Origin of the sequence: Arthrobacter sp. Leaf337 (genome assembly GCF_001423745.1) — a bacterium.
In the GTDB taxonomy this organism is placed as follows: domain Bacteria; phylum Actinomycetota; class Actinomycetes; order Actinomycetales; family Micrococcaceae; genus Arthrobacter.
In genome coordinates this window covers 598,538-619,385 of the sequence record NZ_LMPC01000012.1, presented here as the reverse complement: position 1 = coordinate 619,385, position 20,848 = coordinate 598,538, and the positions used below count along the sequence as shown (strand labels likewise).

The following is a 20,848-nucleotide window of genomic DNA, read 5'->3' as shown; positions in this document are numbered from 1 at the left end:
GAATTACCCCGGCGGATACACTGTTGGAATCTGCAGCGACGAAGCTCGCCGGAAACCACTTCACATCTCCCTGAGGGAATCCCCATGTCTACAGACGTCTCTTCCAACGCCCACGGCGACCCCGTGGCCCCCGCCGCGCCTGCGTCTGAGACGGTAACGGCGACCGGCCCGGTCAAGATGTCCCGCGAGTCCGTCACCATCATCGTCACCCTGCTGGTTGCCACCTTCGTGGTCATCCTCAACGAGACCATCATGAACGTCGCCCTCCAGCGGCTCATGGTGGACCTTGGCGTCGACGCCCCTACGGTGCAGTGGCTGTCCACGGGCTTTATGCTCACGATGGCCGTGGTCATCCCCACCACCGGATTCATCCTGCAGCGGCTGTCCACCAGGGCCGTCTTCATGCTGGCCATGGGGCTGTTTTCGGGCGGCACCCTTCTGGCGGCGCTTGCTCCGGGATTCGAAGTCCTCCTGCTGGCCCGCATCGTGCAGGCCGGCGGCACGGCCATCATGCTTCCGCTGCTGATGACCACCATCCTGACGCTCGTGCCCATCGAACGGCGCGGTGCCGTCATGGGCAACGTGAGCATCGCCATTTCGGTGGCCCCGGCCATGGGCCCCACGGTGTCCGGGCTGATCCTCGAGCACTTCACGTGGCGCTTCATGTTCGTATTCGTGCTGCCGATCGCCCTGGCAGCCTTCGCCATTGGAGCCCGCTACCTCACCAACATCGGCGAATCCGAGAAGACCCGGCTGGACATCCTGTCCGTGCTGCTGACTGTGCCTGCCTTCGGCGGCCTGGTGTACGGGCTTAGCCAGGTCGGCGGTGGCCACGGCGGGCAAAGCGGCCCCGGAACGACAGCCCTGGCTGCGCTGGCAATCGGCCTGGTGGCCATGACGGCGTTCGTCTTCCGCCAGCTGAAGCTGCAGAAATCCGACGGCCCGCTGCTGGACCTGCGCGCATTCAACTTCCGCATGTTCACCGTGTCCGTGCTGCTCCTGGTCGTGGCCATGATCGCCCTGTTCGGTGCCGTCATCCTGCTCCCGCTGTACCTTCAGGAAATCCGCGGGCTGAAGTCCTTGGAGACCGGTCTGGCGCTCCTGCCCGGCGGCCTGGCCATGGGCCTTTTGGGCCCGTTCATCGGCCGCCTTTTCGACAAGGTTGGCCCCCTTCCCCTGACCGTTACAGGATCCGTCATGATGGTGCTGTCCCTGTGGCAGTTCTCCATGCTGAATGCCGAAACAGCCGTCTGGTGGATTGTGACGCTGCACGTGGTCCTCAGCCTGGGCCTGGCGCTCCTGTTCACCCCCGCGTTCACCACCGGACTCAACCCGCTGCCGCCGCACCTCTACTCGCACGGTTCAGCCATTATGAGCACCCTGCAGCAGGTTGCCGGTGCGGCCGGAACCGCGCTCCTGGTCTCGATCTACGCGGTCGTGTCCGCAGGATCGGGCATCGTCGCGGGCATGCACGCAGCGTTCCTGACTGCGGCAATCATCGCCGTGGCCGCCGTCGTGCTTTCCGCCATGATGCGCAAGACCGCCGGTGCGGAACACCCGGTGCCGGCAGCGCACTAGCTCAACCTTCTAGCGCGAAGACTTAAGCGCGAACGGACACTTGAGGCCCCCTTTCCGAGGGCCCCAAGTGTCCGTTCGCGTTTGCCGCAGGGAAACCGGGGTCAGCCGGCGAAGAATTCGCTGAGTTCGGTGATCAGCTTGTCCGGGGCGCGGTTGACGCCGTCATGGCCGGAGCCGGGCAGGATGGTGTAGCTCGACCCGGACAGGACGTCGTGGATCTGGCCGCACGCGATGCCGAAGTAGGCGGGGCTCTTTTCGCCCACAATAATGAGGGTCTCCAGGGGCAGGGCCAGGAACGGCTCGGCCGGCATGTCCGCCGCGATGATCGCCTTGATCTCCCGGACCCCGGTCTTCATCAGCTCGCGCTGCTGCTTGCCGATTGGTGTCCCGGCAATGAGCTTGTTGGCCAACGTCAGCATCGAGAGCGGCATCCGTGAGGACAGGGCCCCTCCCGTTTCGAGTCCCCTGACCAGCACGGCGAGGGCGCGGTCGTCGTCGCCGGTAGCGGTGGCGCGTTCGTATTCGGCAATCCAGTCAGCCTTCACGCTGTGGTTGACGGAGACGGCGGGATCGTAGACTGCGAGTCGTTCCACCGGCAGCGTGCGGGCGGCGTGGAGTGCCACGGCGCCGCCGAAGCTGTGGCCGAAGACGTCCGTGCTGGACGTGTGCCGCATCACGGCATCCAGGTCGCGGATGTCCACGTCCAGGGTGTAGTCCTCGGGCTGCGGTGACGATTCACCCCGGCCGCGCCGGTTGAACGTGTGCACTGGCCGGCCCAGCGAGGCACTCAGTTTCTGGGCAAAGCGCGTGTAGTCCGCGGCGGTGACCATGGAAGCCTGAACGACGACGACGCCCGAGCCCGCCGAAGCCAGCTCGGCCCCCGTGGTGTAAAGCTCCAGCGTTCCGCCGTCGGGTGTTTTGATGTTCTCGCGCGTCATGTTCCGAGCCTACCCGGGGCGGCCGGAACCGCGCAGCAGCTTCGGCCCGGCACGCAGTGCGTCAGCCCCTGTAATACGCGGAGATGTCCTCAACCAGTTCCTTGACGGCCGCGGGAATGGAGGCATGGACGCACTTGGGTGAAACCTGGAGGGCGCTGCCGGGCACGGCACGGTGCAGCAGTTCCGCCGTTACCTTGTAGTACCGGGGGCTCTTGGCTCCCACCATGAACCGCGTGTTCGGCGGTAGGACGGAGAAGTCGCGGACGTGGTCGGCCTCGTCGAACACCGCCTTCAGCTCGCCCACCCCGCTGGGCATGAGCTCCTTGAAGAGACGGTTCACCTTGGTCCGCGATACCAGCGCCATCAGCCCGGCGAGGACCGGCTCCGGAATCCTGGCCAGCGCCGCGTTTGGCTGCATGCCCTTCTTGAGCTTGGCCAGGGCGTGCGGGACGTTCCCCTCGTTGACTGAGCGTTCGAAACCGTCCAGCCAGGAGGTATCCACGCTGCCGTCGATGTTTACTGCGGCGTCATAGACCGCAAGCTTGTCCGGCTGGTGGGCGGTGCCGATGAACTCCTGCACCGCGTTGAGCGCCACGGAGCCGCCCAGGCTGTGGCCGAACAGGTTGCGGGCGCCGGTGGCATCCATGATGGTCCGGACGTCGGCAATCTCGGTGGCCATGGAGTAGTCCGCCGGCTGCGGCGTGGAATCCCCGCGGCCGCGCCGGTCATAGACGTCCACCGCCCAGCCGTCGCCGAGGCCCTTGGACAGTGCCTCGGAAAACGGCCGGTAGATCGATGCCGTGAGGAAGGCTCCGCCGATCACCACCACACGGCGCTCGCCGGGGGCATCGACGGTTCCGTAGCTGTACATAGCCAGCCGTCCGCCGTCGTGCGTGGGGATGACCTGCTGTTTGACTGTTCCCTCACGGGCGCGGGTTTCCTTCACCGGCCCATCCTAAAACGGTTACCCAGGGGAATCCCGGCGGCGCGGAGGCGCTGGAGCCGCAGCCCGGCGTCGTCGGCCAGGAACCGCGCGGTGGTGAGGGCCAGTCGCGCCCCCGGACGGAGCGGGCCTTCGTGCAGCTGCCCGGGTACAAGGGCGAAGTCGATTGCTGGGACTGCCGCTGCGAGCTGCCGGCCTGTTTCGGCGAAGTACGCCGGGCTCCAGCCGCCGCTCAGCATCAGGGTGGGGGTGGTGACGCCGGCGAAATCCCCAAGTTCGGCGTCGGCCTGGAGCACCGCCCGCATTTCGACGACGGCGGTGGGCAGCAGTTGCCGCATTTCCGCGCCGAGGCGGGTCCGGGCCGACAGGATGCTGAGCATGCGCAGGGCCCCGAGCGGGAGTTTCGACACCGGCCCGGCGGTCTCCAGGCCCTGGACAAGGTGCGCCCACGCCTGGTCGAGCTGCCCGGCCGCCATGGAGTGCTCCAGTTCCGGCCGCCACCGGCGGCTGAGGCTGCCGGACAGGGAAACCGCGGCGTCGTACGTCACGAGCCGCCGGATGGGCTCCGTCCTGGCGGCCTGCAGTGCCACGAAGCCGCCGTAACTGTGGGCCACGACGTCGGCGGCCCCGGTTGCCCGCATGACGGTACGGAGGTCGCTGACCTCCGTCGCGGCCGAATAGTCTTCCCGCTGCTCCGAGGAACCTGCCCGGCCGCGGCGGTTGTACGTGTGCACCGGCCGCCGCAGCAGGCGTGCGATCTTCAGCGCGAACGGCCGGTACAGCGCGTCGGTCACCAGGGTTCCGTGAATTACGACGACGCCGGGTCGCGCCGCGCCGTCCGCTGCGGGAGGTGCCGGGACGGGAAGTGCGGTGGCGGGAGCAGGACTGAAGGAGTGCACCTGAAGGTGGCCTTCGCCGTCGTCCGTCCTGATCGTCCGAGTTTCCACAGCCCCGAGTCTATGCCCCGCTCTTCGATGCGCTCCCGCGGGAGGGGGGATCGAAGTGTGGTCGGAAAACATGCCGGAGAACTCCCGGTAAACTTAGGGATTGTGACTTCCCAAAACACCCCCACCCCGACCAATGCTGCCGAACCGGCGGACGCCAGCGAGCAGATGCGCATCCGCATGGAGAAGCGCGCCAAGCTGATTGAACGCGGCGTCGAGGCCTACCCGGTGGGTGTTGAACGCACGCATTCCCTGAGCGAAATCCGGGAGAAGTACGCGCACCTCCAGGCCGACGAGACCACCGGGGACACCGTGGGCGTCACCGGCCGCATCGTCTTCATCCGCAACACGGGCAAGCTGTGCTTCGCCACGCTCCAGGAAGGCGGCACGGACGGCAAGGGCACCCGCCTCCAGGCCATGCTGAGCCTCGCCAACGTGGGCGAAGAAGCACTGGCTGAATGGAAGGCCCTGGTTGATCTGGGCGACCACGTCTTCATCAAGGGCGAGGTCATTTCCTCCCGCCGCGGCGAGCTGTCCGTGATGGCCGATTCGTGGTCCATGGCGTCCAAGGCGCTGCGCCCGCTGCCGGTGCTGCACGCCGGCCTGAACGAGGAAACCCGCGTCCGCCAGCGCTACGTGGACCTGATGGTCCGGGACGAGGCCCGCGAAATGGTGTACACCCGCGCGGCGATCACCCGCTCCATCCGGGAAAGCCTGCACCGCCGCAACTACGTCGAGGTGGAAACCCCGATGCTGCAGCTGGTCCACGGCGGCGCCCTGGCCCGGCCGTTCGAGACCCACATGAACGCCTTCGACCAGAAGATGACCCTCCGCATCGCCACCGAGCTGTACCTCAAGCGCGCCGTGGTGGGCGGCATCGACCGCGTCTACGACATGGGACGGGTGTTCCGCAACGAAGGCGTGGACTCCACGCACAGCCCGGAATTCACCACGCTGGAATGCTATGAAGCCTGGGCCGACCAGTTCGTCATGGCGGACCGCATCAAGGAGATCATCCTCGACGCCGCCGACGCCGCCGGTGTGGGCCGCACCCTCCAAACCGAAGCCGGGGAGATCAACCTCGACGGCGAATGGAAGTGGCTGGCTGTCTACCCCGGACTTTCCGACGCCGTGGGCCAGGAAATCACACCGGACACCACTGTGGAGGAACTGCGGGCTGTTGCGGCCAAGCACGAGGTCAAGGTGGATCCCAAGTGGGATGCCGAAAAGCTGGCCGTTGAACTGTTCGGCGAAATCGTGGAACCCACGCTGCTGAACCCCACCTTCGTGTACGACTACCCGCCCTCCGCGCAGCCGCTCGCACGCCAGCACCGCGACGACGACCGCCTGATCGAGGCCTGGGACCTGATCATCGGCGGCATGGAGCGCGGCACGGCCTTCTCCGAGCTCATCGACCCCGTGATCCAGCGGGAGCGCCTCACCGAACAGTCCATGCACGCCGCTGCCGGTGATGTCGAGGCCATGCAGCTGGATGAGGATTTCCTCCGCGCGCTGGAGTACGGCGCTCCGCCCATGGGCGGCATCGGGCTGGGCATCGACCGCCTGGTGATGCTGTTCACCGGCGCAGGCATCCGCGAGACCATCCTCTTCCCGCTGCTGAAGCCCGAAGGGCACTGACCGTGGAGTACGTTGCAGTCCTCCTGCCGTCCCTTGTGGTCGGGTTGCTGTTCTGGTTCGCCATGAAGTCGATCTTCAACGCGGATAAGTCGGAGCGCCAGGCAGAAGCGCGCGCCCAGGCCGAGGCGGACGCCCGCGCGGCTGAAACCAATCACGGACCCAATGGCGCGCCGAATACCGGGACGAATGCCGGCAACGGGAACGGCACAAACTAATACTCCCTGTATATTCCTGCCCACCATTCACAGGAACCTTTTGGCGCTTTGACGCGTTGCCATAAACCGGGGGATACTTTTTACAGATACATCCTGCTTTTCTGCATACCCGTCCTTTCCAAAAGAGAGAATTTATATGGCACAGAAAGTAAAAATCATCCTTGTCGATGATCTGGATGGGGGAACCGCGGACGAAACTGTCCGATTTGGCCTTGACGGTGTCAGTTACGAAATTGACCTGTCGGGTGCCAATGCTGCAGAACTCCGCTCCTCCTTGGAGCGGTTTGTTTCAAGCGCCCGCAAGACGTCCACCGGCCGCGCCACCCGCACCAAGGTCTCAGGCGGCAGGAACCAGGACTCTGCACAGATTCGCCAGTGGGCCAGGGAGAACGGTTACGCGGTTAACAGCCGCGGCCGCATCCAGGCTGAAATTCAGGAAGCCTACCAGAAGGCAAATTCCTAGCACTGCCGCAGTTTTGCGTGGAAAATCAATGCCCCTGCCAATCGGCGGGGGCATTGCCTTTTGAATACCAGTGCCTGCCGACGAAGCTGCTCGGGTAAAGCGGTACCCGCTATTCCGGGGATATTGCGCCCGGGAACAAGGCAGTTGCAAGCCAGGGGCGAGTTCCGCGTTCAAGTTCGGGGCGGCCGAGCTGCAATAAGAGTCGTGCAAGTGGCGGGATTCCGGACTGAAAACAAAGCCAATAGGCGCGGAGTTCGGGGGCTCCTGCTGCCTTGATGACCTGCGCTGTCAACCCGGGAGGACGACCCCGGGTTTCCCCTGTGGCGAACACGCTCCACAAGTCCGGGTCTGCCACGTAGCATCAAAGTACGTCGTAGCTAGGAGTGTGGCGAAATGTTTGAGCGATTTACGGACCGTGCCCGTCGCGTAGTTGTGCTTGCCCAAGAAGAGGCACGCATGCTGAACCACAATTACATCGGTACCGAACACATCCTCTTGGGTCTGATCCATGAGGGTGAGGGCGTTGCCGCCAAAGCTCTGGAGTCCTTGAGCATTTCGCTCGACGGCGTACGCGAGCAGGTGCAGGAGATTATCGGCCAGGGCCAGCAGGCCCCGTCCGGCCACATCCCCTTCACCCCGCGCGCCAAGAAGGTGCTGGAGCTCTCGCTCCGCGAAGCCCTTCAGCTGGGCCATAACTACATCGGCACGGAGCACATCCTGCTGGGGCTCATCCGCGAGGGCGAAGGTGTGGCTGCCCAGGTGCTCGTGAAGCTCGGAGCGGACCTCAACCGCGTCCGCCAGCAGGTGATCCAGCTGCTCTCGGGCTACCAGGGCAAGGAGACCACCGGCGCAGGCGTCGGCACCGGCCAGCCGGAGGGAACTCCTGCAGGTTCCGTGGTCCTGGACCAGTTCGGCCGCAACCTGACCCAGGCTGCGCGCGAGAACAAGCTGGACCCGGTCATCGGGCGCGAACAGGAAATGGAACGCGTCATGCAGGTCCTTTCCCGGCGCACCAAGAACAACCCCGTCCTCATCGGCGAACCCGGTGTCGGCAAGACCGCCGTCCGGAGACCATCAAAGACAAGCAGCTCTACACCCTGGACCTTGGGTCCCTGGTGGCAGGCTCCCGCTACCGCGGTGACTTCGAAGAGCGCCTGAAGAAGGTCCTCAAGGAGATCCGGACCCGCGGCGACATCATCCTGTTCATCGACGAGATCCACACCCTGGTGGGTGCGGGTGCCGCCGAAGGCGCCATCGATGCCGCGTCCATCCTGAAGCCCATGCTGGCACGAGGCGAGCTCCAGACCATCGGTGCCACCACGCTGGATGAATACCGCAAGCACATTGAGAAGGATGCAGCGCTTGAGCGCCGCTTCCAGCCGATCCAGGTCAAGGAGCCTTCGGTGGCGCACGCCATCGAGATCCTCAAGGGCCTGCGCGACCGCTACGAGGCGCACCACCGTGTGACCATCACCGACGGCGCCCTCGCCTCGGCAGCCAACCTGTCCGAACGCTACATCTCGGACCGCTTCCTGCCGGACAAGGCCATCGACCTCATTGATGAAGCCGGCGCGCGCCTGCGCATCCGCCGCATGACCGCTCCGCCGGAGCTCAAGGCCATGGACGAGCGCATCGCCGAACTCAAGATGGAGAAGGAGTCCGCGATTGACGCGCAGGACTTCGAAGGTGCCGCCTCGCTGCGCGACAAGGAGCAGAAGCTCATTGCCGAGCGGGCCGAGAAGGAACGCCACTGGAAGACCGGCGGCATGGACGACATCTCCGAGGTGGATGAGGATCTCATCGCCGAGGTGCTGGCGAACTCCACCGGCATTCCCGTCTTCAAGCTGACCGAGGAAGAGTCCTCGCGCCTGCTGAAGATGGAAGGCGAACTGCACAAGCGCGTCGTCGGCCAAGACGAGGCCATCAAGGCCCTGTCCCAGGCAATCCGCCGCACCCGTGCAGGCCTGAAGGACCCCAAGCGTCCGGGCGGTTCGTTCATCTTCGCCGGGCCCACCGGCGTAGGCAAGACCGAGCTCGCCAAGGCCCTCGCCGAATTCCTGTTCGGTGAAGAGGATGCCCTCATCACGCTGGACATGTCCGAATACTCCGAGAAGCACACGGTGTCTCGCCTCTTCGGTGCCCCTCCGGGCTACGTCGGCTACGAAGAAGGCGGACAGCTAACCGAAAAGGTCCGCCGCCGTCCGTTCTCCGTGGTGCTGTTCGACGAAGTGGAAAAGGCCCACGCGGACCTCTTCAACTCACTGCTGCAGATTCTGGAAGACGGCCGCTTGACCGACTCCCAGGGCCGCGTGGTGGACTTCAAGAACACTGTGATTATCATGACCACCAACCTTGGAACGCGGGACATTTCCAAGAGCGTTGCCACCGGCTTCCAGTCCGGCACGGACACGCAGACCGGCTACAACCGGATGCGCGCCCGCGTCACCGAGGAGCTCAAGCAGCACTTCCGCCCCGAGTTCCTGAACCGTGTTGACGACGTTGTGGTGTTCCCGCAGCTGACCCAGGACGAGATCATCGAGATCGTGGACCTGTTCGTCGGCCGCCTCGAAAAGCGCCTCAAGGACAAGGACATGGGCATCGAGCTCACCAAGGCTGCCAAGGTGCTCCTGGCCACCCGCGGCTACGATCCCGCCATGGGTGCACGGCCGCTGCGCCGCACCATCCAGCGCGAGATCGAAGACCAGCTGTCCGAAAAGATCCTCTTCGGAGAGATCCACGCGGGCGACATCGTAGTGGTGGATGTGGACGGCGAAGGCGACGACGCCAAGTTCACGTTCGAAGGAAACGCCAAGCCGCGCATCCCGGAAATCGCTCCGAGCGTCTAAGCATTACCGCCAAGGCCCGTCAGCTCCCGAAAGGAGTCGGCGGGCCTTTTGCGTTGTCCCGGTGCCCGTTGCTGGGTCCGGCGCTGTCCCTCGCCTCCAGCTCGGCGCCGGCAAATGTCTCGGCCGACGGTGCCAAGCCAACCCCGCGCCCTTCGGCTCATGAAGGGAAGGCGGTGGCCGGGGCGTTTCGCCGGTAGTGAAGTGGTTGTGACGGAAAGCACAACTCGGGTTGAATCTCTTCATGGCTTCCCAAGACTCAGCGATCCTGAGCGAGCAACCGGCGACCCCTTTCCACGACATTGACCACTATCTCGCCATACCCCGCGTGAGCGGCCTGGCGCTGAGCCCGGACGGAAAGCGCCTGGTGACCACTGTCGCCACGCTCAACTCCAAGGGCACCGAGTACGTCACCGCACTGTGGGAACTGGACCCCGCGGGTGAGGGGCACGCCCGGCGGATCACCCGCAGCGCCAAGGGCGAGGCGGGCGCTGCCTTTGCCTCCACGGGGGATCTCTACTTCACGTCCGCGCGCCCCGATCCCGAGAGCCCCGACGATGAACCTGTCAGTGCGCTCTGGCAGCTGCCCGCCGACGGCGGCGAGGCCCGGGTGGTCCTTTCGCGGGCCGGCGGGATCGGCCAGGTGATGTCGGCCCGGGATACCGGGGCCACGTTCGTCACGGCGTCCGTCCTGGCGGGTTCCGCCGACGAGGAGGCGGACGAAGCGCGGCGCAAGAGCCGCAAGGACAACAAAGTGTCCGCCATCCTCCACAGCGGCTACCCCGTGCGCTACTGGGATGCAGACCTGGGCCCGGACCAGCCGCGAATTTTCGCTGTCGAGCCGGGGGAGCAGAAGGAGCGCGGCAAACCTGCGACGGTTGACGCCGCCGCGCCGCTGAAACTCCGGAACCTGACGCCGGACGCGGCGGGCTTGTTGCGCAACGCAGATTCGGTGGTCAGCCCGGACGGCAGGACGATCTACACCAGCTTCGACAAACCCCTCGCCAAGGCCGATTCGCGCTCCATCCTGGTAGCCATTGACGTGGCCACAGCGACGCATAGGGTCCTGCTGGACCACGAAGGCATGAGCTACTTTGCGGGGCCGGTAAGCCCTGACAATCGCACGCTGGTGGTGATGAGCGAATCCGACACCACTCCCTTCGAGGCTCCGCAGGTCAAGCTCCACCTGCTGGACGTCAGTGCGCCGGGGGAACCGGAGCCGACCCTCCGGCCGCTTGCCCGCGACTGGGACCGCTGGGCCATCAAGGCGGCGTGGTTGCCGGACGGCACCGCCCTCCTGGTGACGGCCGACGACGACGGCGCGTCGCCGGTTTTCCGGATCACCGTTCCGGCGCCTGCCGCTGAAGGGAGTGTCACCCGGGTGACCCGGGACGCCGCCGCCTACACCGACGTCGTGGTTTCCCCGGACGGGCGGAGCGCCTACGCACTGCGGAGTTCGTACGAATTTCCGCCCGAGGCGGTCCGGATCGACCTGGCGAGCGGGGACGTCACCCGCCTTCAGGCTCCGGCTGAGCGCCCGCATATCCAGGCTTCCCTGGAGCGCATTGACGCGACCGTCGCCGACGGCACGCGGGTGCCTGCCTACCTGGCCCTGCCGGATGGCGCCTCCGCGCAGGAACCGGTGCCGCTGCTGCTCTGGATCCACGGCGGACCCTTGGGTTCGTGGAACGCGTGGACGTGGCGCTGGAACCCGTGGCTGCTGGTGGCCGAGGGCTACGCCGTGCTCCTGCCGGATCCGGCCCTGTCCACCGGCTACGGACAGTCCTACATCCAGCGCGGCTGGGGTGAATGGGGCAAGGCGCCCTTCACGGACCTCATGGAGATTACGGACGCCGTCGGGGAGCGCCCCGACATTGACGCCGGCCGGACTGCTGCCATGGGCGGCTCGTTCGGCGGTTACATGGCGAACTGGGTGGCGGGCCAGACGGACCGCTTCGACGCCATCGTGACCCACGCAAGCCTGTGGGCCCTGGACCAGTTCGGCCCCACCACCGACGCGTCGCAGTACTGGCTGAAGGAAATGACGGCCGAGATGGCCATGGCTAACTCGCCCCACCTGCACGTCGAGAAAATCGGCACGCCCATGCTGGTGATCCACGGCGACAAGGACTACCGCGTGCCCATCGGCGAAGGCCTGCGGCTCTGGTACGAACTGCTGTCCAAATCGCGGCTGGCAGCGGACAGCAATGGCCGGACGCCACACCGTTTCCTCTACTACCCGGACGAAAACCACTGGATCCTTCAGCCGCAGCACGCCAAGGTCTGGTACGGGGTCGTCGAGCACTTCCTGGCGAAGAACGTGCTTGGCCGTGACCTGCCGTTGCCGCCGGAACTGGGGCTCTAGCCGGACCAGGTGCGGCCGTAAGATGGGGGCTGTGACTGAGACCTTCCGCATCCGCCCTGCCCGCACCAGCGATGTAGCTGCCATCAAGCGCCTGGTGGCTCCGCTGGCGGACAAGAGGATCCTGATGGCCAAGGAGACGGTGGCCTATTACGAAAGCCTGCAGGAGTTCAGGATCGCGGAGTCGGCCGACGGCGAGGTGATCGGCTGCGGCGCCCTGCATGTCATGTGGGAGGACCTCGCCGAGGTGCGAACCCTGGCGGCCTCGGACGCGTGGCGGGGCAAGGGCGTGGGCCACGTCCTGGTGGAAAGCCTGCTGGAAGAGGCAAGGGCATTGGGCGTCTCGCGCGTGTTCTGCCTGACGTTCGAGGTGGATTTCTTCAAGAAGCACGGCTTCGACGTCATGGCTGACCAGACGGCCGTTGACCCTGTCGTCTATTCCGAGCTTCTGCGCTCGCATGACGAAGGTGTGGCGGAATTCCTGGACCTTGCCCGGGTGAAGCCGAACACCCTGGGCAACACCCGGATGATCAAGGCCCTCTAGCCCCGTCCCGGCACCGCCCATAATGTCGTATTTCTAAACTCTTCCCATATATCGAATCGATGTATAAAATTAATCACGCCTGCCAGTACCACCAGAATCCCGAAACCACTTCAGAGGACAGAAATGCGCGAACAAGCCATTTTTCCGGATTTTTCGGCGTTTCAAATGGACCTGCCGACAGTACTGACTCGAAGGGATCCCCTGAGTCAGCCCAGTGAGTCGTCGGCATTCCACATAGGCGCCGCGGCGTGGCCGGATTTCCTCCCGGCCTCCTGGGGGAAGCGCTGAGCCCGGCCGGGGGACACAAACCTGGAAGGGGAAGGGACAGTCTATTGGGGGCTGTCCCTTTCTTTTGCCCTCGCCGAACGGTCTCTGGCGCAAGCTGAACCAGCCGAATCGACAGAGCGCTACCGTTGCCCGGGCCGCGGTAGTACTGTCAAGACAAAGCCGCCAGGACACTCCAGGGAGCACTCCAATGAAGAAGCTGATCAACGATCCCCGCGCTGTAGTGGACGAGTCCGTGGAAGGCTTCGGCCTGGCCCACGCAGACCTCGTGACCGTCAGTGCCGAGCCGAAATTCATTACCCGGAAGGACGCCCCGGTGGCCGGGAAAGTGGGCCTCGTCAGCGGCGGCGGCAGCGGCCACGAGCCACTTCATGGCGGATTCGTGGGCCTGGGAATGCTTGACGCCGCTGTGCCGGGTGCCGTCTTCACCTCGCCCACGCCCGACCAGATCATTCCGGCCACCCTTGCCGTGAACTCCGGCGCCGGCGTGGTGCACATCGTCAAGAACTACACCGGCGACGTGCTGAATTTCGAAACAGCCGCCGAAATGGCGGAAGCCGAAGGTGTGCAGGTCCGCACCGTCCTGGTCAACGACGACGTCGCGGTGGAGGACTCACTTTATACGGCCGGCCGGCGCGGCGTGGGCGGCACCGTCCTGGTGGAGAAGATCGCCGGCGCGGCCGCAGAACGCGGGGATGACCTGGACGGCGTCGCCGCCATCGGGGACCGCGTCAACCAAAACGTGCGTAGCATGGGCGTGGCACTGACTGCCTGCACGGTCCCGCACGCAGGGGTGCCCAGCTTTGACCTGGAAGAGAACGAAATCGAAATCGGCATCGGCATCCACGGTGAGCCCGGGCGGCACCGGATCCCCATGGAAAACGCCGATGGCATCACCGACCGCCTCCTGGAGCCCATCCTGTCCGACCTCGGCATCGCCTCGGGCGACAAGGTCCTCCTGTTCGTGAACGGCATGGGCGGCACACCGCAAAGCGAGCTGTACATCGTGTACCGCCGCGCGGCGCAGGTACTCGCGGAGAAGGGCGTTACGGTGGAACGGTCCCTGGTGGGCAACTACATCACCTCCCTCGAGATGCAGGGCTGCTCCATCACGGTGCTGCGGCTCGACGACGAACTCACCACGCTCTGGGACGCGCCGGTCCACACCGCGGCGCTGCGATGGGGCATCTGACAGTGGGACTGGACGTTGACTGGGCGGTGCGGTGGCTCACCCTTTCCGCGCAGGCCATGGCGGACCACCGCGTGGAACTGATCGAACTGGACCGTGCCATCGGGGACTCCGATCACGGTGAAAACATGGACCGCGGCTTCAAGGCCGTGATGGAGAGGCTCGCAGACGCGCCGCCCGCCACGCCGGGAGCGGCGCTGAAGCTCACTGCCATGGCATTGATGTCCAAGGTTGGCGGAGCGGCGGGACCCCTGTACGGGACGGCCTTCCTGCGTGCCTCCACCTCGCTGGGCGAAACCACGGATATCGACCCCGGGGCACTTGCCGCTGCCATTGAGGCCGCCCGCGACGGCATCGTGGCCCGCGGTAAGGCCGAATCCGGCGACAAGACCATGGTGGATGCCTGGACCCCCGCCGTCGACGCTGCGGCAGCGGAAGCCGCCGCAGGGGACGGGGACGTCCTCAAGGTCCTCCTGGCGGCGGCAGAAGCCGCCGAGGCGGGTGCCGTTGCCACTGATCCGCTCATCGCGCGCAAGGGGCGCGCCAGCTACCTCGGGGAGCGGAGCGCGGGCCACCGCGATCCCGGCGCCGTGTCCACCGCCCTCATCCTGCGCGCTGCGGCCGGGGCGGCCGAGTGACGGTCCGGCTGGTGGTGGTATCCCATAGCGAAAAGATCGCCGCCGGCGCGGTGGAACTGGCCGCCCAAATGGCACCCGACGTCGTGATCCTCCCGGCTGGCGGGACCGACGACGGCCGGATCGGAACCAGCCTGGAGAAGGTCATGGCCGCCCTCGAACAGGCGGCCGGCGACGACGGAATCGTGGTGCTGACGGACCTCGGCTCCGCCGTGATGACGGCCGAAGCAGCAGTGGAGTTCCTGCCCGACCCGGACTCGGTACTCCTGGCCGACGCGCCGCTGGTGGAGGGGTTGGTGGCGGCTGCCGTTGCCGCGCAGGCGGGGGCGGACGCCGCCGGAGTAAAGCAGGCGGCGGAAGCGGTCCGCCGGGCGGCTGCAGCGGAGATTCCGGCCGAGGCGGAAACACTCGGGCCGCCCGACGCTTCGGGCGATTTTGAGGTGGTCAACCAGGCCGGCATGCACGCACGGCCCGCAGCGAAGATCGCCGGAGGGCTCTCGGGGCTGGAGGCCGAGGTGACCGTCAACGGCGTGGACGGCGCGTCCATGACCGGCCTCATGACCTTGGGCGCGGGCAGGGGATCGATCCTCCACGTCGAGGCCTGGGGGCCGGACGCGGCCAAAGCTGTGAAGTACGTCGGAGGCCTGGTGGAGGCCGGGTTCGGCGAGCCCTGACTGCTCGGCAAGCCATGACTTCGAGCCTCTGTTTACGGTGACTGCCTGAGGCCGTCGGCATCCAGCACTGCGCCTGCCGTGATGAACTTTCCGCACTGTTCGCCGTACGGATACTCAGCCCTGGGCAGGAAGCTCAGCTTGCGCTCGGGCAGCGGCGTCCCCGCCGTGGACGTGCCGGTGGCCGTGGCGTCGATGCGCGATTCAGTCAGGACGTCCATCATCAGCATGCCCGTCAGCGTGCCGTCCGGGGAGGACGTTGCGGAACACGTGCCGTCCGGGCCGGCCGAGGGTTCGCAGCCCTGGTCCACCGTGGTGCTGCCCCGCATCAGCTCAAGGTCGGCTTCCCGGCAGGTTCCGTCCTGGCAGGCTTTAAGATGGATGGCCTCGACCACGGGGGCGTAGCTGGAAGCCACGGTCAGCGCCACCACAGACGCCTGCGCGATTGCCGGGCACGGCACTGCCTCGGGCATGCAAGCGGACGGGATCAGCGACGTCGTGACCGCTGCCAGAAGTACCCCCAAGCTGCGCATGCTTCAGGGTAGATCCGCCGGCGCCGGCCGCACCAGCACAGGGTGATTCCAGTTCCGGAACGAATGTGTAACGGACGTCAGGCGGGGAGCCTCAGGCCGCCCAGGTGCAGCTCGGCCAGGCCGTCCCTGAGCAGGCCAGCCAACGCGCGTTCCAGCTGTTCCGGCGCGGAATTCAGCCGGTGCAGGGCCGCAAGCGGGACGCCGATGCCGTCGGCTTCGAAGCCAAGGTCCGCGGCGGGCTGATGGAACATTTCCGGTGCCACCGGTGAGTCCGCCAGGCGTAGGACAGCCATCACGGCACCCCGTACCTGCCGGTCGGTGCCGTGCCAGGACTGGCCTTTCGGGGTGTACGACGGCGGCGGTTCGCCGGCCGCCAGCCACGCGCACGCGCTGCGCACCGGGCATTCGCCGCATTTCGGCGCCCTTGCCGTGCAGACCAGGGCGCCCAACTCCATGACCGCCGCGTTCCAGCGGACTGAAAGTCCGACGTCGGCCGGCAACAGTTCGGTGGCGAGCCGCATCTCGGCGGCTGTCAGCGACTGTGACGGCAGCGCCGTGCCCGAAAAAAGCCGTGCGTGGACGCGGCGGATGTTGGTGTCCACCACTGTCTCGCGGCGGCCGAAAGCGAACGCGGCGACGGCGGCCGCCGTGTAGCTGCCCACCCCTGGAAGTTCCAGCAGTTCCGCGTACGTTCCAGGCACACCGCCGTCGTGCTTCTCCACGATGGCGACGGCGGCGGCATGCAGGCGCAGTGCCCGCCGGGGGTAGCCCAGGCGGCCCCAGTGCCGGACAGCCTCACCGGACGGTTCCGCAGCGAGGTCTGCCGGTGACGGCCAGCGGCGCAGCCAGTCTTCCCACACGGGCAGCACCCGGACAACCGGCGTCTGCTGCAGCATGATTTCGCTGACCAGGACGCCCCAGGGGGAACAGCCGGGTTCGCGCCACGGCAGCTCCCTGGCGGTGTCTGCGAACCAGGCGGCCAGGGTGTTGTGGAGACCTGCCAGCGGCGCCGGCGCGGGGCGACTCGCCGGGGAAAGGGCAGTGGGTAAGGCTAAGGCTTCGATGCAAATACTGTAGTGGATACTGGCCAAGGTCCGTCTTCGCGGCGTGGTGGTGCGTCAATGTGCCCGGCGTTCTTTAGCCTAGAAGGATGGTCAGGCAAGGCACTTCAGGAAAGAACAGCTCGAAACCGAAGGGCACCCCCGGCCGTCAGGCGGGACGGCCTCCGCTGAAGGCCGTCTACCGTCGTCGCAGGCTGTTTGTTGCCGTGGTGCTGCTTCTCGTTGCCTCGGTGGCGCTGGGAGGCTTCGCCGCCGTGTCTGCTGCCATGCGCTCCTCCGAGCAGGCCTCCTCCACCGACCCCGCGGGCCGCGACGGTTCAGACGGGGCGGCAGCGAAGCCGGAGGCAACGCCCTCCGCGTCCGCTATTCCCAGCACACCGGCCACACCGACATGCGACCAGAGCCTTGTGACCGTTTCGGCGTCCACCGACAAGGCTGCCTACGCGGCGGGGGAGAACCCGCTGCTCAGCCTGAAAGTCACCAACGGCGGAAAAGTGGCGTGCGAGGTGAACCTGGGCACGTCCCAGATGGAGTACACGGTCACCAGCGGCTCCGACCGGATCTTCTCCTCGGTTGACTGCCAGGTGGAGAGCGGTGACCTGGTCAAGACCATCGCTCCGGGCCAGAGCGAGACCGCCAACTTCCCGTGGGAGCGCAATCGCAGCGTTCCCGGATGCGGCGCGGTGTCCGCGAAGCCCGGCGCCGGCGGAGCGTATTACATGTTCGTCGCGAGGCTCGGGACCAAGTCCAGCACCAAGGCCGTCTTCCAGCTCCTCTGACCCTTTTTTGACCATCGATTGCTCCGTGGTTGCCCTTATGGACGCCCAAAACGGCAGTTGTGGAGCAACCGACGAGGAATTAGAGGAAGCGGTCCAGCAGGCTCGCTTCGGCCATCCGGCTCAGTCCCTCCCGGACGGTGCGGGCGCGCTGGTCGCCGATGCCGTCCACGGTCATGAGGTCATCGATGGTGGCCGCCATCAGGTACTGGAGGCCGCCGAAGTGGTCCACAAGCCTGTCCGCCACGGCCTTGGGCACTGCCTTCAGGCCGGACAGCAGGCGGTAACCGCGCGGCTGCACTACGGCGTCGAGCGTGTCCACGCCGCCGGCGAAGCCGATAATGCCGGCAATCTTGCTGAGATCGATCAGTTCGGTGGGGCCGAGGCTGAGCAGGGCACTGACGGCGCCGTCAATGTCCTCCGGGGACGCGTTCGGGCCGGCGTAATCGCGGATGATCACATCGCTGCCGGGTCCGCGGCCCACGGTGAGCTCGTCCAGCTGCAGCGACAGCAGCCGCCCGTCCTCGCCGAGTTCGAGGACGTACTGGGAGATCTCCTCGGAAATCCGGCGCACCATCTCCTGGCGCTGCAGCGTCACGGCGACGTCGCGGACGGTGACCATGGCTTCGATTTCCAGGGCGGAGAGTGAACTGGTGACCTGGTCGAGGCGGGATCGGTAGCGTTCCAGCGTGGCCAGCGCCTGGTTGGCGCGGGCCAGGACCTTCTCGGAGCCCTCCAGGACGTGCCGCAGCCCGTTCACGTACAGGGCGATGATCTGCATGGACTGGCTGACCGAAATTACCGGGACGCCGGTTTGGATGGCGACGCGCTCGGCCGTGCGGTGCCTGGTGCCGGATTCCTGGGTTTCGATGCTCGAGTCCGGAACCAGCTGGACGGCCGCCCGGAGGATGTTGCCCGCGTCCTTGTCGCAGATGATGGCGCCGTCCATCTTGGCGAGTTCGCGGAGCCGCGTCGGCGAGAAGTCGATTCCGATGTCGAATCCGCCGGAGCAGATGGACTCGATGGTGCGGTCCGAGCCCAGAACGATCAGCGCGCCGGTCCTTCCGCGGAGGATGCGTTCCAGGCCGTCACGCAGAGCGGTGCCTGGAGCCACCCTGCCCAGAGTCGCCTTCAGCGAATCTTCAGGGCTCCGAGCCATAGGTTGTCCCTTCAAAGGTGCAGGCCGTTGCCTGCAAGTATGCCGGTTTTACGATTCCGCCGACAGGATCAAAAGTACTCAATTTCCCACTGGCTCCATCCTAGAGGCAAAGGAGTGCATTAACCGCACGGACAAGCCTCAAAGTGGCCCATTTGAGCTGCGCCGGGAACGGTCCCGAAGGCACCGGTTGGCGACGGCGGGAGGCGGCAGTTGGGCGCCCACCGGCGGCCTCCTGCCGCCCTGCGATAAACTGGGAACCTTGGCTGCACAGTTCACGCCTGCCGGCCCCACGTACACAACGCACGTCCACGTCACGCATAAATCCCAGCCCACCCCCTGTCGCAGCGAAAGTAGCACCGTGTCTCAAGAAGTCCTTAGCCCCGCCCGAGTCCAGGAGATTCACAAGCAGGCGGCCCGGCGTCGGACTTTCGCGGTCATTTCCCACCCTGACGCCGGCAAGTCCACGCTCACCGAAGCCCTGGCCCTGCACGCGAAGGTGATCGGCACGGCCGGCGCGTCCAGCGGCAAGGCCAACCGCAAGGAAACGGTCTCGGACTGGATGCAGATGGAAAAGGACCGCGGCATCTCCATCAGCTCGGCCGCCCTGCAGTTCGCCTACCGGGACACCGTGATCAACCTGCTGGACACCCCCGGCCACGCCGACTTTTCCGAGGACACCTACCGCGTCCTGGCCGCCGTCGACTGCGCCGTGATGCTGGTTGATGCCGCCAAGGGCCTGGAAACACAGACCATGAAGCTCTTCGAGGTCTGCAAGCAGCGCAACCTGCCCATCATCACCGTGATCAACAAGTGGGACCGCCCCGGCCTGGATGCCCTGGCGCTCATGGACGAAATCACCGAACGCACCGGCCTCCAGCCCATGCCGCTGACCTGGGCCGTGGGCATCTCCGGTGACTTCCGCGGCGTGTGGGACCTCCGCAACGACCGCTTCGCCAGGTTCCAGCGCAACAACGCCGGCGCGAACATCGCGCTGACCGAGTACTTCACCCCGGAAGAGGCCGCCGCCAGCCAGGGCGACAACTGGTCCAACGCCGTGGACGAAGCCGGGCTGGTCATCGAATCTAACCTTGAGTTCGACACCGACGCCTTCTACGCGGGCAAGGCAACTCCCATCCTCTTCAGCTCCGCCGCCCTCAACTTCGGCGTCAAGGAGATCCTGGACGCGCTGGTGGACTTCGCCCCGCCGGCGGCGCCGCGGCCCGACGTCGACGGCGACCCCCGGCCCGTCGATGCCCCGTTCGCGGGCTTCGTCTTCAAGGTCCAGGCCGGTATGAACAAGGCCCACCGCGACCACGTCGCCTTTATCCGGGTGTGCTCCGGCGTGTTCGAGCGCGGCATGGTGGTCACGCAGACGCGCACCGGCAAATCCTTCGCCACCAAGTATGCCCAGCAGGTGTTCGGCCGTGAGCGCGAGGTCATCGACGAAGCCTTCCCCGGCGACGTCGTGGGACTGGTGAACGCCTCCTCGCTCCGGGTGGGCGACAGCCTGTTCCTGGAAGAGCCCGTGGAGTTCCCCGCTATCCCGCTGTTCGCGCCGGAACACTTCCAGGTGGCACGCTCCAAGGACCCCAGCCGGTTCAAGCAGTTCCGCCGCGGCATTGAGCAGCTTGAACACGAGGGCGTCATCCAGGTGCTCCGCTCCGACATCCGCGGTGACCAGGCGCCCGTGCTTGCCGCCGTCGGCCCCATGCAGTTCGAAGTGGTGGAGGACCGCATGGCGCACGACTTCAGCGCCCCCATGCGCCTGGAACGGCTCCCGTACTCGATGGCCAGGATTTCGACGGCGGACGCCATGCCCACGCTGGCCAACGTACCCGGCGCCGAGGTGCTCTTGAGGTCCGACGGCGAATACCTCGCCTTGTTCAACGACGTCTGGGCCCTGCGCCGGATCGAGAAGAACCACCCCGACCTGACCCTCGTGCCCATCGGCACGCACAACCCCGCCAAATAGCGGGTTCCCTCCCGGGCTTCGGCACGGAACCGACGACTTCCGGGATATCATAAGCATACTTATTAATTTATAGCTGAGAGGCCAATCATGGCTGCGAGC

General features: G+C 66.1%; 17 protein-coding genes and 1 pseudogene. 12 read left to right on the top strand and 6 right to left on the bottom strand.

Annotated elements, in window-relative coordinates:
- Window positions 1–84: 84 nt before the first annotated feature.
- Complete coding sequence (locus ASF98_RS12025) at window positions 85–1,578, top strand: MDR family MFS transporter (RefSeq protein ID WP_055801919.1); 1,494 nt, start codon at window positions 85–87, stop codon at window positions 1,576–1,578.
- Between the two features lie 101 nt (window positions 1,579–1,679).
- Here ASF98_RS12025 and ASF98_RS12020 read toward each other — a convergent pair whose 3' ends face one another.
- The 3 genes from ASF98_RS12020 to ASF98_RS12010 all read right to left on the bottom strand — a co-directional run bounded on the left by ASF98_RS12020 (window position 1,680) and on the right by ASF98_RS12010 (window position 4,406).
- Entirely contained in the window at window positions 1,680–2,516 is an 837-nt protein-coding gene (locus tag ASF98_RS12020) for an alpha/beta fold hydrolase (protein ID WP_055801916.1), read from the bottom strand.
- A gap of 61 nt (window positions 2,517–2,577) precedes the next feature.
- Window positions 2,578–3,387, bottom strand: a complete 810-nt coding sequence (locus ASF98_RS12015; RefSeq protein WP_055802456.1) for an alpha/beta fold hydrolase — start codon at window positions 3,385–3,387, stop codon at window positions 2,578–2,580.
- A 71-nt stretch (window positions 3,388–3,458) separates the two neighbouring features.
- Window positions 3,459–4,406, bottom strand: a complete 948-nt coding sequence (locus ASF98_RS12010; protein WP_055801914.1) for an alpha/beta fold hydrolase — start codon at window positions 4,404–4,406, stop codon at window positions 3,459–3,461.
- Between the two features lie 102 nt (window positions 4,407–4,508).
- Between ASF98_RS12010 and lysS the strand changes: the two genes are divergently transcribed.
- The 9 genes and pseudogenes from lysS to dhaM all read left to right on the top strand — a co-directional run bounded on the left by lysS (window position 4,509) and on the right by dhaM (window position 15,251).
- Window positions 4,509–6,041 carry a lysine--tRNA ligase gene (gene lysS / locus ASF98_RS12005; RefSeq protein ID WP_055801911.1) on the top strand — a complete coding sequence of 511 codons (1,533 nt, stop codon included), beginning with the start codon at window positions 4,509–4,511 and terminating at the stop codon, window positions 6,039–6,041.
- Window positions 6,042–6,043: 2 nt separating this feature from the next.
- Window positions 6,044–6,256, top strand: a complete 213-nt coding sequence (locus ASF98_RS12000) for a hypothetical protein (RefSeq protein WP_055801908.1) — start codon at window positions 6,044–6,046, stop codon at window positions 6,254–6,256.
- 136 nt (window positions 6,257–6,392) lie between these two features.
- A complete protein-coding gene (locus tag ASF98_RS11995; protein WP_028270336.1) occupies window positions 6,393–6,719 on the top strand; it encodes a histone-like nucleoid-structuring protein Lsr2 in 327 nt (108 codons plus the stop codon).
- A gap of 393 nt (window positions 6,720–7,112) precedes the next feature.
- A pseudogene (locus ASF98_RS11990) lies at window positions 7,113–9,565 on the top strand (ATP-dependent Clp protease ATP-binding subunit).
- Window positions 9,566–9,806: 241 nt separating this feature from the next.
- Window positions 9,807–11,927 (top strand): prolyl oligopeptidase family serine peptidase, encoded by a 2,121-nt coding sequence (locus ASF98_RS11985; protein WP_055801907.1) that lies wholly within the window; start codon window positions 9,807–9,809, stop codon window positions 11,925–11,927.
- Between the two features lie 22 nt (window positions 11,928–11,949).
- The gene (locus ASF98_RS11980; RefSeq protein WP_043438053.1) at window positions 11,950–12,468 is read left to right on the top strand and encodes an amino-acid N-acetyltransferase; all 519 of its coding nucleotides are present in this window, start codon (window positions 11,950–11,952) and stop codon (window positions 12,466–12,468) included.
- A 475-nt stretch (window positions 12,469–12,943) separates the two neighbouring features.
- Window positions 12,944–13,945 (top strand): dihydroxyacetone kinase subunit DhaK, encoded by a 1,002-nt coding sequence (dhaK, locus tag ASF98_RS11975; protein WP_055801903.1) that lies wholly within the window; start codon window positions 12,944–12,946, stop codon window positions 13,943–13,945.
- Window positions 13,946–13,947: 2 nt separating this feature from the next.
- Window positions 13,948–14,580 (top strand): dihydroxyacetone kinase subunit DhaL, encoded by a 633-nt coding sequence (dhaL, locus tag ASF98_RS11970; RefSeq protein WP_055801900.1) that lies wholly within the window; start codon window positions 13,948–13,950, stop codon window positions 14,578–14,580.
- On the top strand, window positions 14,577–15,251 hold the full coding sequence (gene dhaM / locus ASF98_RS11965) for a dihydroxyacetone kinase phosphoryl donor subunit DhaM (protein ID WP_055801897.1): 675 nt from the start codon (window positions 14,577–14,579) through the stop codon (window positions 15,249–15,251). Before dhaL ends, dhaM begins: the two co-directional genes overlap by 4 nt.
- 32 nt (window positions 15,252–15,283) lie before the next feature.
- Here dhaM and ASF98_RS11960 read toward each other — a convergent pair whose 3' ends face one another.
- Together ASF98_RS11960 and ASF98_RS11955 are read right to left on the bottom strand one after the other, a co-directional pair.
- On the bottom strand, window positions 15,284–15,781 hold the full coding sequence (locus ASF98_RS11960) for a hypothetical protein (RefSeq protein WP_055801894.1): 498 nt from the start codon (window positions 15,779–15,781) through the stop codon (window positions 15,284–15,286).
- 77 nt (window positions 15,782–15,858) lie between these two features.
- Window positions 15,859–16,677, bottom strand: coding sequence for an A/G-specific adenine glycosylase (locus ASF98_RS11955; protein WP_235505880.1), 819 nt, complete (start codon window positions 16,675–16,677; stop codon window positions 15,859–15,861).
- 254 nt (window positions 16,678–16,931) lie between these two features.
- Between ASF98_RS11955 and ASF98_RS11950 the strand changes: the two genes are divergently transcribed.
- Complete coding sequence (locus tag ASF98_RS11950; RefSeq protein ID WP_055801891.1) at window positions 16,932–17,621, top strand: hypothetical protein; 690 nt, start codon at window positions 16,932–16,934, stop codon at window positions 17,619–17,621.
- A gap of 79 nt (window positions 17,622–17,700) precedes the next feature.
- Here the strand turns inward: ASF98_RS11950 and disA are convergent, their stop codons facing one another.
- Window positions 17,701–18,777 carry a DNA integrity scanning diadenylate cyclase DisA gene (gene disA / locus ASF98_RS11945; RefSeq protein WP_055801889.1) on the bottom strand — a complete coding sequence of 359 codons (1,077 nt, stop codon included), beginning with the start codon at window positions 18,775–18,777 and terminating at the stop codon, window positions 17,701–17,703.
- Between the two features lie 358 nt (window positions 18,778–19,135).
- Between disA and ASF98_RS11940 the strand changes: the two genes are divergently transcribed.
- The gene (locus tag ASF98_RS11940; RefSeq protein ID WP_055801886.1) at window positions 19,136–20,749 is read left to right on the top strand and encodes a peptide chain release factor 3; all 1,614 of its coding nucleotides are present in this window, start codon (window positions 19,136–19,138) and stop codon (window positions 20,747–20,749) included.
- The last annotated feature ends 99 nt before the right edge of the window (window positions 20,750–20,848 follow it).

Excerpts from the sequence above, each read along its gene's own strand:
- ASF98_RS12025 (WP_055801919.1), top strand. The coding sequence starts at position 85 with ATGTCTACAGACGTCTCTTCCAACGCCCACGGCGACCCCGTGGCCCCC.
- ASF98_RS12020 (WP_055801916.1), bottom strand. The coding sequence starts at position 2,516 with ATGACGCGCGAGAACATCAAAACACCCGACGGCGGAACGCTGGAGCTT.
- ASF98_RS12015 (WP_055802456.1), bottom strand. The coding sequence starts at position 3,387 with ATGTACAGCTACGGAACCGTCGATGCCCCCGGCGAGCGCCGTGTGGTG.
- ASF98_RS11995 (WP_028270336.1), top strand. The coding sequence starts at position 6,393 with ATGGCACAGAAAGTAAAAATCATCCTTGTCGATGATCTGGATGGGGGA.
- ASF98_RS11985 (WP_055801907.1), top strand. The coding sequence starts at position 9,807 with ATGGCTTCCCAAGACTCAGCGATCCTGAGCGAGCAACCGGCGACCCCT.
- ASF98_RS11980 (WP_043438053.1), top strand. The coding sequence starts at position 11,950 with ATGGGGGCTGTGACTGAGACCTTCCGCATCCGCCCTGCCCGCACCAGC.
- dhaK (WP_055801903.1), top strand. The coding sequence starts at position 12,944 with ATGAAGAAGCTGATCAACGATCCCCGCGCTGTAGTGGACGAGTCCGTG.
- ASF98_RS11960 (WP_055801894.1), bottom strand. The coding sequence starts at position 15,781 with ATGCGCAGCTTGGGGGTACTTCTGGCAGCGGTCACGACGTCGCTGATC.
- ASF98_RS11955 (WP_235505880.1), bottom strand. The coding sequence starts at position 16,677 with ATGCTGCAGCAGACGCCGGTTGTCCGGGTGCTGCCCGTGTGGGAAGAC.
- ASF98_RS11950 (WP_055801891.1), top strand. The coding sequence starts at position 16,932 with ATGGTCAGGCAAGGCACTTCAGGAAAGAACAGCTCGAAACCGAAGGGC.
- disA (WP_055801889.1), bottom strand. The coding sequence starts at position 18,777 with ATGGCTCGGAGCCCTGAAGATTCGCTGAAGGCGACTCTGGGCAGGGTG.